Annotated in this window: 11 protein-coding genes and 1 other RNA gene; 4 read left to right on the top strand and 8 right to left on the bottom strand. The window is 56.0% G+C overall.

Annotated elements, in window-relative coordinates; translation table 11 throughout:
- Window positions 1–279 precede the first annotated feature (279 nt).
- Both AABA21_RS31565 and AABA21_RS31570 read left to right on the top strand, forming a co-directional pair.
- Window positions 280–1596, top strand: a complete 1317-nt coding sequence (locus AABA21_RS31565) for an Rqc2 family fibronectin-binding protein (protein ID WP_338256368.1) — start codon at window positions 280–282, stop codon at window positions 1594–1596.
- On the top strand, window positions 1535–2260 hold the full coding sequence (locus tag AABA21_RS31570) for an NFACT RNA binding domain-containing protein (RefSeq protein ID WP_338256369.1): 726 nt from the start codon (window positions 1535–1537) through the stop codon (window positions 2258–2260). The genes AABA21_RS31565 and AABA21_RS31570 overlap by 62 nt, the downstream gene beginning before the upstream one ends.
- On the opposite strand, the gene rpoN is transcribed toward AABA21_RS31570, so the two are convergent.
- Window positions 2250–3734 (bottom strand): RNA polymerase factor sigma-54, encoded by a 1485-nt coding sequence (gene rpoN, locus AABA21_RS31575; RefSeq protein ID WP_338256370.1) that lies wholly within the window; start codon window positions 3732–3734, stop codon window positions 2250–2252. The two genes, AABA21_RS31570 and rpoN, sit on opposite strands and share 11 nt — an antisense overlap.
- 62 nt (window positions 3735–3796) lie before the next feature.
- Window positions 3797–4477 carry a ribonuclease III gene (gene rnc / locus AABA21_RS31580; RefSeq protein ID WP_338256371.1) on the bottom strand — a complete coding sequence of 227 codons (681 nt, stop codon included), beginning with the start codon at window positions 4475–4477 and terminating at the stop codon, window positions 3797–3799.
- Between the two features lie 271 nt (window positions 4478–4748).
- Between rnc and rnpB the strand changes: the two genes are divergently transcribed.
- Window positions 4749–5124, top strand: an RNA gene (gene rnpB, locus AABA21_RS31585) — RNase P RNA component class A.
- Between the two features lie 38 nt (window positions 5125–5162).
- Here the strand turns inward: rnpB and AABA21_RS31590 are convergent.
- Both AABA21_RS31590 and AABA21_RS31595 read right to left on the bottom strand, forming a co-directional pair.
- Window positions 5163–5360 (bottom strand): hypothetical protein, encoded by a 198-nt coding sequence (locus tag AABA21_RS31590; RefSeq protein WP_338256374.1) that lies wholly within the window; start codon window positions 5358–5360, stop codon window positions 5163–5165.
- A 284-nt stretch (window positions 5361–5644) separates the two neighbouring features.
- The gene (locus tag AABA21_RS31595; RefSeq protein WP_338256376.1) at window positions 5645–6799 is read right to left on the bottom strand and encodes a glycerate kinase; all 1155 of its coding nucleotides are present in this window, start codon (window positions 6797–6799) and stop codon (window positions 5645–5647) included.
- Between the two features lie 778 nt (window positions 6800–7577).
- On the opposite strand from AABA21_RS31595, the gene AABA21_RS31600 reads away from it, so the two are divergent.
- Window positions 7578–8444 carry a cytochrome c oxidase assembly protein gene (locus AABA21_RS31600; RefSeq protein WP_338256378.1) on the top strand — a complete coding sequence of 289 codons (867 nt, stop codon included), beginning with the start codon at window positions 7578–7580 and terminating at the stop codon, window positions 8442–8444.
- Window positions 8445–8483: 39 nt separating this feature from the next.
- On the opposite strand, the gene aat is transcribed toward AABA21_RS31600, so the two are convergent.
- From aat to AABA21_RS31620, 4 genes are read right to left on the bottom strand one after another with little or no spacing between them, the layout of a single operon-like run.
- On the bottom strand, window positions 8484–9095 hold the full coding sequence (aat, locus tag AABA21_RS31605) for a leucyl/phenylalanyl-tRNA--protein transferase (RefSeq protein ID WP_338256380.1): 612 nt from the start codon (window positions 9093–9095) through the stop codon (window positions 8484–8486).
- Between the two features lie 33 nt (window positions 9096–9128).
- Window positions 9129–10760 (bottom strand): lipopolysaccharide biosynthesis protein, encoded by a 1632-nt coding sequence (locus tag AABA21_RS31610; RefSeq protein WP_338256382.1) that lies wholly within the window; start codon window positions 10758–10760, stop codon window positions 9129–9131.
- Window positions 10761–10803: 43 nt separating this feature from the next.
- On the bottom strand, window positions 10804–11274 hold the full coding sequence (locus AABA21_RS31615; RefSeq protein ID WP_338256384.1) for a hypothetical protein: 471 nt from the start codon (window positions 11272–11274) through the stop codon (window positions 10804–10806).
- A gap of 11 nt (window positions 11275–11285) precedes the next feature.
- Complete coding sequence (locus AABA21_RS31620; RefSeq protein ID WP_338256387.1) at window positions 11286–12833, bottom strand: glycoside hydrolase family 3 protein; 1548 nt, start codon at window positions 12831–12833, stop codon at window positions 11286–11288.
- Between the last annotated feature and the right edge of the window lie 280 nt (window positions 12834–13113).

Below are 13113 nucleotides of genomic sequence, written 5' to 3' on the forward strand. Positions count from 1 at the left end.
ACATCTCTTTGTTATACTTTATCTTATATTTGCGAGCACAATGACAAAGAAAAGCCACCTGGCTCTTATTGTGTTGAGCCTACGCGTGCTTGCACTACTATTGTACAACACTGATGGGTATCCTGAAAGTCGTTTTCTCTCAAGGATGTGTCAGGAAGCCTGGCAAGAAGAAAGCGGGGTGCAGGGGCGGTAGTCCCTGCCAGGGACTGGGGTGTCCCCAGCCATTCACCTCTCTTTGTACCCGCCGTAGGCGGGTTGGGAAGTAGATAGGAATTTACTATGTATATAGATGCTATGACGCTGGCCAATGTGGCGGATGAGTGGCGCAAGCTGCTGGTGGGCGCGCGTATCGATACGATTATTCAGCCAACCGAGCACGCGGTGGCCCTGCAATGCTATGCTCCGGGCGCTGAGGGCGAGGGCGGTAGGAATCGCTGGATCTATCTTTCCGCCCATCCGCAGCTTGCCCGTGCCCATATTACGGCCTTGAAGCCGCAGAGGATCGCCAGTGAGCCGCCGGCCTTTGTGATGCTGCTGCGCAAGCACCTGGAGGGCGCGCGTATCGAGTCGATCGAGCAGCCGCGCTGGGAGCGCGTGGTTGAGATCGTGGCCGGCTATCGCAGGAGTCCCGATAGTGAGGAGCGCGTGCGCTTCCGTTTGATCATTGAGGCGATGGGACGGCTCAGTAATATTATCTTTTGCGATGAGCGGGGCATGATCCTGGGCAGTCTGAAGCGGGTTGGCTCGGACGTCAATCGCTATCGCGAGGTGGCGGCCGGCCTGCCGTATGTGCCCCCACCACCACAGCAGCGTACGCTGGCTGGCCAGCAGCTCCCTCGTCTGGAGCCAACCAGTGTGACGGCGGCCCAGTTGTCTATCTGCGCCGCTGACGAGACGACCCGGGAGGAGCAGCCGCAGACTAAAAAGCGCAGGCGGACCCCTGAGGAGCCGAAGTTGTGGCAGTTGTTGTCCCACCATGTTCTGGGCTGCAGTCCCTTACTGGCCCGTGAGGCGGTGTTTCGCGCCACCGAGAATGCTGAAACGACGGTGGCGCAGGCCGATCAGGCGGCCTGGGAAGAACTGGCCTGGAATGTCAGCGACCTGACGAGCGCCTACGATAGCCATCGCTGGCATCCCCAGCTGGTCGAGCGCCAGATGACGGCCGATGAGCAGCAGCAGTCGTTCGCGGCGGCGGGCGAGGATCGTTATCTTCCTCTGGCCTTCGCTTCCTACGTGCTTGAACAGTACGCCGCCCTTCCTGATGCGCGCGTGCGTGAGTCGCCATCCATCAATGTCTTGCTGGATGAGTACTTCGCCCGTTCCGAGTGGCGCGATGCCGTCGATACCCTGCGCGCCCCGCTGCGCAAGATCCTGCAGAACAATATCGATCGCTGCAGGCGCAAGGCTGATCTGTTACAGAAAGAGATGGATAATTCGGCCGAGGCCGCGCGCTATCGTCTGTTCGGCGATCTGCTCCTGGCCTATCAGCAGGAGGTGGAGCAGGGTCCGACCAGCGTGGAGCTGGAGAATTACTTTGAGCAGACCCCCTCAGGGGGAGTCGCAGAAGGTGACGGTGCCGCTGGATCCGCGCTTTGATGCGGTGGGGAACTCGAATCGCTACTTCAATAAATACCATAAGCTCCGGCGCGCGCTTGAGCTGGTCCCTGCTCAGATCGAGCAGAACGATACCGAGCTGGCGACGCTTGAGCAGTTTATGGCTGATCTTAAGCTGGCCGAGAATGCCGCCGAGGTCGCTCATGTGAAGGCCGAGGTGCAGGCGGCGGGCTATATCCGTGGTAAGGCCCTGGTGGATAAAAAGGCCCTCAAGGCGGCGAAGAAGGGCAAGGGCGGCAAGGCGGCGAAGGGCAAGCCGACCGCTCCCGGTGGTGGTGTGCCTCTGCACTTCCAGAGCCGTGAGGGCTTTACCCTGCTGGTCGGCAAGAATAGCCGCCAGAATGAGGAGGTGACGTTCCGCCAGGCGACCTCCAACGATATGTGGCTCCATGCGCGCGGCGTTGCCGGTGCCCATGTGATCATCAAGGCTGCCGGTCGCGAGATTCCGCGCGGCACGATCGATCAGGCGGCCAGTCTGGCAGCCTATTATAGCGAGGCGCGTGGCAGCACCAGCGCGCCCGTCGATTATACGCTGCAGCGCCACGTGCGCCATATGAAAGGTGGCGGACCCGGCATGGTGATCTATGAGCGCGAGCACACGATCTACATTGAGCCGGATAAGGCGCTGACACTACTTAAAGGATAGATCTGCGCTCAGATACCAGCCCGCGCTCACGCGATGAGCCGATGCCCATCTCTTCGCGGTATTTCGCTACGGTCCTGCGGGCCAGCGGCATGCCGCGTTCGGTCAGGATATGCGCCAGCTCCTCATCGCTGAGCCTGTGGCATGGATTTTCCGCCTGGATGAGTTCACGTAACATGTCTTTGATGCGCATTGAGCCATCGAAGAAGTCGGCGATTGGGATCAATCTGCCATTGGGAAGCAGGGCATACTTGTTGGCGGTTGCCCTGCTCACAGTGCCTTCATCAAGATTCAGCATGGAGGCGACTTCGGCCCTGGTTAATGGATAGAGATAGAAGAGTGCTCCCTTTTCGAGAAAATCCTTGCGCAGGCTGACGACAAGTTCCGCGACCTGTCTCAGGGTTCGCCAGCGCCGGCGGATGCAGTCCACGAAAAATTTGGCGCGGTCGCGATTCTGGTACATATACTTTTGTATATCGGTATTGCTTTCACCTCCGGCCTGCTCACCCGAGCCCACGTAGGGCGGATCGATGTGGAAATTGTACCGCTTTTCTTCCATCAGCTCGACCTCAAAGCCATTTTCTGCTTTGCGGATGATAATGTCGGGGTGGATGTATGAGGTGCTACTGCCCAGCGGGGTGTCGTTGTTGACCGAATTGTAAATATAGCTGGGATAGGGATGAAGCATGGTGCCGATGTAGTCGCTGGCGCGTCTCACCTCAGCTTCAGGGACTTTGAGCTTGCGCGCTATCTCCGCGAACTGGTTGTGTGTCAGCTGTTCGAGGTAGCGATCGATCAATATTCCGGCCAGTGGAGGGGGCTCTTGCTGCTCGCTCAGAGCCGTCAGCTGCAGCAGCAGACACTCGCGCAGGTTGCGAGCGCCAAAGCCGACCGGCTCCAGAGTCTGGAGCTGACCAAGCACGTATGTAACTCGCTTGAGCGGCACCCGTAGATGCCGGGCAATCTCCTCGGCGGGGATATCCAGGTAGCCCCGGCTGTCCAGGTTCCCCACCAGCTGTTCGGCGATCGGGGCATCTTCGGGGGGGATCAGCGCCTCCAACTGGTGCAGCAGGTTCTCCACCAGCGTCTCACTGGTTGGAATACGGGCCATCGGATCATATGCATCATCGTTGTCGGCTTCGTTAAAGCCATAGTTATCGCTATCATAGAAGAAGAGTTGCTGTTCCCACGGTGAGTCAGCAGAAATAGTGTGACGAGGTGTCTCGGGTGTAAATGCCATCTGTGGGGTATTCTGGGTGATGCGGCCACAGACTGTACAGGTTGGCCCATAGAGAGGTGTGGAGCAGAACTGGCAGATGCGCTGTTCCGTTACCTGAAGAGCGGGATTCTCTGTTTGCTCCTGATTAATAGTGCGCTCTAGCTCATCTGCTGAGAGATGGAGTATCGTACTCGATGTCACGAGCCGAGCGCTTATCCTAACATTCTGATCGGTTCTTGGCGTTTGTTCCAATCGCATACACGTACCCTACCTATCCCCTGTTCGCGCCTCAGAATTAAGATGTTATACCGTTTTCTATCCTAAATCCAGCCACGGCTCACAAGCGCGCCACGTGCCGCTTCTTGCTCGGCCGTTTGTTTGTTACGGCCCTGTCCGCGACCGGCTACACGATCTCCTAACATGACCTCAACGGTGAATTCCCGATTGTGCGATGGCCCTTCCTGACCGACGAGCCGATATGAAGGGGTAATCCCCTCGTGGGCCTGCGCCAGTTCCTGGAAGAGCGATTTATTATCTTTAAACAGGCGTTTGGTGACAATAGTATGTGCCAGAGGGTCCAGACGTGGCAGCAGAAACTGCCGTGTCACCTCCAGTCCCTGGTCCAGATAGATTGCGCCCAGCACCGCTTCAAAGGCGGAGGCCTGCACTCGCTGTCCCCCACCGGTATGTTGTTCCCCCTTCCCCATCAACAAAAACGCGCCCAGATTGATCTCGCGCGCGAAGTTTGCCAGCGTTTCCGTCCTCACCAGTACCGCGCGGACATCGGTCAACTCTCCCTCGCTCAACTCGGGAAAGGTGCGATAGAGGAAATCAGCACTGATCAACGCCAGAATTGAATCGCCCAAAAACTCCAGGCGCTCGTTGGAGCTTTGCCCCACCCCTGGCGTCTCATAGATATATGAGCGATGCGTGAGAGCTAATTTCAGGAGCTGCTCATCCTGAAACTTTATCCCTATAATCTCTTCTAATTGTTCGTGCATGACTGTACCTCTACTGTTAGATTGGACCACCCCGATGTGCCCGGCACCATACCCCAGAGTTTAGCGCCGCAAGTATTAACCATATATCTGTTTCGTTTATCGCCGTCATTGTAACGCGTTTTGGATGGAACCGCAACGCTCCTGTGTAGGAATATTCGGCTGTCTAAGTATGCATAGAATCTATTCGATCACCAATAGCATCAGTGATCGAATGATGATGATCTACCTGCTAGACTGTTCTCTTCAGATATGATACTCTATGCTATGGGTTTGAGGAAGACTGGTAATCGCGGATCAGCGATCCGAGGAAAGTCCGAACTCCGCAGAGCAGGATGCTGGCTAACGGCCAGTGAGGGTGACCTCAAGGAAAGTGCAACAGAAACATACCGCCTGTGTATTCGGGTAAGGGTGAAATGGTGAGGTAAGAGCTCACCAGCAGCCAGGTGACTGGTTGGCTGGGCAAACCCCATCTGGAGCAAGACCAAGCAGAGGGGACTGATCTTTTTGATCAGGCAGGTTGCTCGCCTGTTAACCTTCGGGTTGGTCGCTTGAGGCGGTGGGCAACCATCGTCCTAGATAGATGATTACCGCCCGCCCGGGTGTAAATCTGGGAGGGTACAAAATTCGGCTTATGGCTTCCTCAAACCCTCCCAGACCCCCTCTATCTATACTTTATACAAACGCATTAATCTTTGATGCGATTATGCTCAATTAACCAGCGTACAAAATCCAGGCGACGACTCTCCTGCAGTATTTCACGGTATTCGACTTGCTCGGTAACGTGTTCTTTCATATGAACGAGTTGCGCAGCTTCGATTTCTGAAAATCCCATGCCCAATAGACTTTGAAAATCATCACCTTTAACTATAGAATGTTCTTGCATAACGACCGCTCCCTCTAGCATCAAACTGGGTAAACAACATACATTGGGCTATGCTGGAGACTTATTGCAAGCTGCGTGATACGTAGATGCATGCATCGGGCCTCTCTGTATATATAACGTATTCCTGGTCGGGATTATTTCTCGTGCTACGAACATTTGTACAAAAGAGATTTTTATAAAAAAGAAGGTGTCACCCACAGAATGCATATCCGTGATCTATATCTGCGATGGATACCTGTGATGATAGAAACAACGATCGATGGGAGAAAAGGATAACACTTTTTTTATCGTATTTTATCCCCCAACTGCTTTCCCATTAAAAAGAGCTTCATCGCCCGCTCCGTTGCCTGACTCGTCAATAGTGAGGCATGTTTCATTGCATAGACTAACGGCATCGGTCCAGAGGGTAATACTGTAATCGCATCAATACCGAGGTCGTAAATACGCGTATAGTTCTCTCCTAATCCACCCGCCACTGCCAGCACGGGTAGCTGATGCGTTTTGGCCAGCCCCGCAACGGCCCCGACGCTCTTCCCATAGGCCGTTTGCTCATCGAGCTGACCCTCGGCCGTAATCACCATGTCGGCGTTTTTCATATATTCGTCAATACGCAACACTTCTAGCATGATCTGAGCCCCAGGCCGCAGGGAAGCATGCAGGAAGGCCAGCATACCGGCTCCCAGTCCACCGGCGGCTCCGGCGCCAGGTGTCTCGCGGACCTCCTTTTTGAGGTCGCGCTGGATAATGTGCGCGTAATGGTGCAGGGCGGCATCCAGTTCCTTTATCATTTCCGGGGTCGCGCCTTTCTGGGGACCATAGATGGCTGAGGCGCCTGTTGGACCACATAGGGGATTGGTTACGTCGCAGGCGATGTCGAAGCTGCATTCTTTGATGCGCGGATCAAGCTGACTGATGTCGATCTGTTCCAAGCTGGCCAGCGCGGCTCCTCCCGGCGGTAGATTATCTCCGCTGGCGTCCAGCAACCTGGCGCCCAGCGCCTGAGCCATGCCGGCCCCTCCATCGTTGGTGGCGCTACCACCAATGCCCAGAATAAAGTGCCGGCTCCCCTGATCCAGGGCCGCCTTGATCAGCTCACCCACTCCATATGTGGTCGCGATCAACGGATTGCGTCGTTCGGGAGCTACCAGCGGCAGACCTGAGCTGGCCGCCATCTCGATCACGGCCGTCTGACCATCACCCGTCACGCCATAGAACGCCTCTACCGGCTCCCCCAGGGGACCGGTGACCGTCCGTGTATGCATCTGCCCATGGGTGGCATCGATCAACGCCTGCACCGTCCCCTCGCCACCGTCGGCGATCGGAATAATCGTCAGTTCAGCCTCCGGAAAGACCTCGCGAACTCCCTTCGCGATGGCCGCTCCTGTCTCGGCGGCCGTCAGGCTCCCCTTCAATGACTGCGGGGCAATCAGAACACGCATACCAGCACTTCCTTTCTTCCTGCATATTGATTGGTTTATCTGCATTATACCAAATATCCCTGTGCGCAACGGCCCTCTCAAATCCATTTTGTGTCGGTGTATAGGGTACGCATCTGCTCCCCATGCACCAACATAAAAAACCAGGGCGTCCGCTACGCGGCCGCGCGTGCGAAGGCGATCAGGAGCCGCCAGGGTGACGAAAGGAAAGCCGAACGGGGTGCCATTCATGTTTTTGCCAAAAGATAAGATAACAAAACCGGAGTGCCCCCGCAAACCGTAACGCTCCCGCAAACCGCAACGCTCCCGCAAACCGCAACGCTCCCGCAAACCGCAACGCCCATGTAGGGTCGACCTTCAACGGTCGACCGGGCTGCCAGCACCAGCGACGGCAGCCTCCGTACCACCACGACACCGCTTCCCTTGCCTTCCACGGCCGCCCACGTGGTACCCACACGCCAACGTTGCGCAGGCGTACCCAAAAGCGAACGTTTCCCCTCTGGTACCACGTGGGGCGAGATGGTTTCCATGAGAAGCCGAACCGGCCGGGGACGTGGCCCGCAATCGCTGTCGCTCGCGAGCCGGTCGACCGTTGAAGGTCGACCCTACATGGGCGTTTCTCGTTGGTGGGGCGTTTCGTGTTTCTTTGCGCCTTCTCTTTTTGCAAAAACATGAATGACACCCAGCCGAACGTGCATGTTTGCACGTTCGGCTTTCCTGCTCTATACTAAATAACAGGGTTATTTATGTTGCTATCCAGGTATTTTTGTGGAGTCTTTCTATGTTGAATGGTCTATCTCTTTCCTGGTCCTGGAGTCCAGGTGGTCTGCTCTGTTTGGTTGTGCTGGCGCTCCTATATCTGTTGCGCCTGCGTCAGGTTTTTCGTTTGCACCAGAAAGATCCACAGGCGTCTACCGTCAGTAAGATCCGTATCGCCTCTTTCTTTTGTGGTCTGCTGCTGTTCGCGGCCCTCTTCTTCTCTCCGGTCCAGACCATTGGTCGCACGCAGTTATTTCTGATCCATATGGCCGAGGTTGTAACCCTGACCACCTTCTGCGCGCCTCTGCTGCTGGGTGGCTGTTCGGAGGTGGTCCTGCGTCCCATACTGGATATCCCCGTTGTCAGTACAGTGGTACGCTTTTTGACCAATCCGGTCGTTGCCTCGGTGATTTTTAACGCGACCTTTTTGCTCTGGCATGCTCCTAAGATCTACAATGCCTCTACCCCTAATGTCGCGCTTTACAATACCATGATGCTGTCTATCTTTCTGACCTCGCTACTCAACTGGTGGCCGATTATCGGTTCCCTTTCCGAGCTCAAGAAGCATGGCTATCCCCTGCAGATGCTCTATGTGATCTTAGATGGTCAGCCGCTGGATATCTTTGCCTTTGTGCTGGTCTATAGCGGAGTTCCGCTCTATCACTACCATATCCCAACGCAGATCGGCGTGAATGCCTTTGGCGACCAGGCCGCGGCCGGCGCCCTGCTGCTGCTGCCGGGACTGGTTGACCTGGGGGTGCTGTCGCCGCTGTTTATTAGCTGGATGGGTCAGCTGGAGCATAAGACGCGGGCCGCTGATCAGCGTCGCCTGGAGGAGGCCATGGAGTATGAGGAAGAAGAAGAGGATGTCGAGATAGAGGCGCGCTGATTTGTTGCGTGACCTTTTCCAACTGGCTGGTAGCCGGAGCTACCAGCCGCAGCGTAGCTGGAGCGCCTGCCGCAGCCGTCGCTCGTATTCCCGGCGCGGTATCTCGGTGACGCCCAGCGTGATCAGATGCGGGGTCGTAAACTGGGTATCGTGTAGGATGTAGCCATGGCGCTGTAAGTGCTGCGTCAAGGCTACCAGGCAGACCTTGGAGGCGTCGCGGGCGCGTGAAAACATGCTTTCACCCATGAATGCGCCGCCCAGCGCGACCCCGTACAGCCCCCCGACCAGCCTGCCTTCCTGCCATGCCTCGATGCTATGGGCCAGTCCACATCGATGCAGATAGACATATGTTTTGATAAATTCTTTGTTGATCCAGGTCTCTTCGCGTTGCGCGCAGCCGTGCATAACCTCCTCAAAGGCGCTGTCGGTGCGAATGGTGTAGATGCGCTTGCGAATGGTGGCCCGCAGTGAATGTGAGACATGCAGGTTCTGATGCTCCAGGATGGCGCGCGGGTCTGGCGCGTACCAGTCGACTTTTCCCTCTTCGTCCGCCATGGGGAAGATCCCCTGGGCGTAGGCCTGGACGACCAGCTCAGGGTCCAGTGCTTCCGGCACCACGTGTCTCATCGCTTCATGTTTTTCCGTTCCCATATCCTTCTCTCATGCCCTCTCGTTTGTTTCCGCCTATCTGCCCGGCCCTATATCCTTGCTGGCACGGCTGAAATACCTGAGATAGCCGGCCAGGCGTGGATTCATTCCTTTAAGCAATTCGATATCCGGTTGGGTCAGTGGTTTGATCCACCAGAGCAGCCCCAGACATAAAATAATAAACAGGCAGCCCGAGATGCCCAACAGGATGCGATCTTTGGGATGCCAGAGCAGGCAGGGGAGCGCCGCCAGTATCAGGGCCAGCATAAAGCGACCGGTGAAGACCAGGACTTCGCGCCGCTGCCCGGATGGGATCTGTGGCGCGATCCATATCAGTAGCAGAATCCCCGCCACCGTTTTGGCCACCCCGTCCGCGATTAGCGCGCCTGCCGCCCCGAAGATGGGAATGCAGAGGATGCCAACGCCGATGACTATCAGGAGGCCCAGCCACTGGCTGGCTACGACCTGCCTGGGTTTGCCGAGCACGTAGAGGCCAGACTGGTGGATGGTTGTGCCGAGCAGGCGCACCAGCAGGTTAAAAAATAAGAAGATGGTCAGCAGGGGCCAGACCGGATCATACTTGCTGCCGTAGAGGACGTTGGTGATGTTGGCCGCGTTAAAGAGACAGAAGACTAGCACCGGTGCGGCCAGCAGCGTCTCAACCTTGATCAGCGCCTGCCAGGTCTGCCCGAATCTCTGGTGGTTGTGGCCGGTAAAGGCCGCCGCCAGCGCCGAGCCACCTACGCCCGTCAGGCCTGAGACCAGCAGCAGGTTGGCGGCATCCGCCAGCTGGAATGAGAGGTTGAAGTAGCCGATGTTCTCTACCGAAATCAGGAAGACGCCCAGCAGGATGATTGAGATCTGCTTGAAGAGCGCGCCGGTGGCCAGATTAGTGAGCCAGGCCGAAATGCCGATCTGCCAGATGTTCTTCAGGGGTAGCCTGTGATGCGGGGCCCCCTTGAGCAGAAACGGCGCTAGCCAGCAGACAAAGGCCAGCGCGTTCAGCAGCGCCACCAGCGCCTGCAGCCAGAGGATACCATCTATACCCCAGCCCAGCGTGAGCAAGATAAATCCCGCCAGCAGCAGTGCCCCCTGCGTGATGCTGCCAATGACCAGTACAATGTGCATGCGCATGCGGGCCGCGCACAGGGCGCTGAAGAGATTGCTGATGCCGGTGCCAAAGACATAGAGCGCGATCGGGATGCTAAATCGGCTCAAGAGCGGACTCTGCAATGTGCTGGCGACGGTCGCGCTGCCAGGGATAGGTATCAGCGCGATACCCGTGGCCAGCAGTGGGAAGCCAAAAAGAATCAAGGCGATCGTCATAAAGAGAATGAGCAGGCGTATTGCCAGCAGATAGCGGGCTAGCTGACTGGCCACTCCGGATCCAAACTCTGACAGCAGTCGCGGCACAAACGTTACGGTGGCGTCTTCGATGCCCAGCGCCACTATATAGATAATGGTATTAATCGTGGTCTGGATAATAGCATAGACGCCGTACTCGCCGGTGGTGACCGCGCGTGTAATCAGCACAGTAAAGAGAAAGGAAGAGAGAAAGAACCAGAGGCTATAGATCTGGTTAATTACATAACTATTAGGGGCGCGCTTCAATAATCGCCGGGCTTCGCTATCTCCCTGCGACGCTTTATCAGATGGCTGTTGTATCATCGCGGTTTATTTCCATGTAAATACGCTTTCAGAGATTACTATTTTATCTCATTTTAAACAAAAACCTTGCTAACCAGCCAATTGCTCCTAGCCCCGCGAAGAGTTCCAGCAGGCTGACGTTGGCTGTAATATGGTCGCTTGATACCACATAAAAGGCGCCAACTTTAAATGTCGCGGCCACCAGGAAGATACCCAGGCCCAGCCAGGCCGGTAGGGTGGCCAGGAGCAGCGCCTTCTGCCAGCGCTGGCAGCTAAAGCCGATTACGGTTGGCAGCAGATAGAGCAAGAGCGTAATCATCGGCGCGATGCTGGCGGGATAAGGACCGTTGAGGGCCGCGTTGGCGGAAAGTGGGATCAGCCGTGTCCATAGCTGTGCGGGGACCAGGGCGCTGGCGACCAGCAGCGTCTCCAGTCCCACCGTGGTGTAGAGCCCCACCTGGCGGTAATTCAGGTTGCGATAGTTCAGGTTGCGGTAATTCAGGGCTTTCTGTTGTAAGAGACGAAGGTGAAGCATTGGCGTCCTTTCTATTTGCTGCCAGGAATGGGCAACAGGCCCATTTGATACTTCATCAATAAGATGCGCCGTACGGACGCATCGATGCGTGACTGTGGGATCTCTCCTTTGTTCAGCGCCTGCTTGATGCCATTGATCATCTGTGCTACATCATTGGGACTCGACGCGCCCATGATGATATCCGATCCAGCCTCGATAGCCAGGACCGCCGCCTGGTCAGGGGTGTAGTAGGCGGTGATGCCCGCCATGGTCAGGCTATCCGTCATGATCACCCCCTGAAAGCCCATTTCGTCGCGCAGGATGCCCGTGATCAGTTTCGATGAGAGGGACGAGGGTTGGCTGGGATCAATCGCGGGTACGATTTCATGGGTGACCATGATGGCGTGTACCTGTCCCCGCTGAATCATGGTGCGATAGGGCGCCCAGTCGATCGTTTCCAGCTCGCTTTTTGAGCGTTGAATACTCGGCAGTCCCACGTGCGGATCGACCGTTGCATCACCAAGGCCGGGAAAGTGTTTGAGCGTGCCTACAACCTGGTGGCTCTGCTGTAAACCCTCTAAATAGGCCTCCGCCATGCGCGAGACTACCTGGGGCGTGGTTCCAAAGGTGCGCATGTCTTGATGTAGCTCGGAGTAGTTCGAGCTGTCGACATCTACTACCGGAGCCAGATTGAGCGTGATCCCGTAGGACGCGAGGTCCTGCGCATCCTGTTGTCCGGCTGCGTGAACCGTCTGTGGATTGTTGCTGGCGCCCAGCGTGGCGGCCGAAGGACGCGGTCCGTCCAGTTGCTGCAGGCGATCAACGGTCCCTCCCTCCTGGTCTATGGCCATGCTGACCGGTAGATCGGTTGCACTACTATGGATCTCTTGCGTCAAGGACTTGAATTGATTTTTGTCGATGATGTTGCCGTTGGCGGAAAAGAGTAGTACCGATCCGACCTGGTATTGGCTGAGCATGGTGGAGAGCTGCTGGCTGTAGTTCGCGCCCACAAATTGCACCATCATCATCTGGCCCAGCTTCTGATCCAGTGATAACTTGCTGGTAATGAGATCGATATAGGCCTCCGGCGTCAGGGGCGCCTGCGCCGTCGCATGTGGCTGATGGATGGCGCGGTGGTTCAGCCCCGTGAGAATATCTCGCGAGTCCTGCGCTGTCGTACTGGTGGTTTCGGATGGATAGAGTACACTGGCCCAGCCCTGTGCTCCGATGAATTGTGGCTGACCAAGATCAGTTGCCCGCCAGACCAGCAATGCCAGCAAGCACATAATACCGGCTATCTTTAGCCGATCAGAATGCTTCAATCTGCCCGCTGTGCCCACTAATCCATGTAGTGATATTGAAGATTGTGATGTGTTATATTCATCAATATTGGCTGAATTTACATCTTTTTCTGCGTCAATAGTAGTATGTTGTTGTGACGTGTCGGTTGATGGATGCGAGGTATGGGTGGCTTCGATATGGGATTGCGCGTCAGCTAGTTGCGTCGTCTCAGCTAGTTCGCCGCTTTGATCGGCCGAAGAGCTATGTTTCTGCGCTGCCAAGGGAGCATCTGGCTCCATACAAGACCCCCTTAAAGAAAAGCATTATACAGATTGTCGTATAAAAATGGCAGAAAAACTCGTAAGAGCCTATAATATTGTACGCCCTACATGATGAGCTCTAAAGATATAATCATCCATAAAGTTGCACCAACCCCTAAAAGTAAAGCACATATCACACCAAAAGGCCAGTTGTTTATCCCGGGAGTGCAGAACGGGGTGATCACCCCGTTCTGCACTCCCGGGATAAACCTTCCTGTGTGTTGGTGCGATCAAGGCGCGCATGCGCGCCTTGATCGCA

This window comes from Dictyobacter halimunensis, from assembly GCF_036245075.1.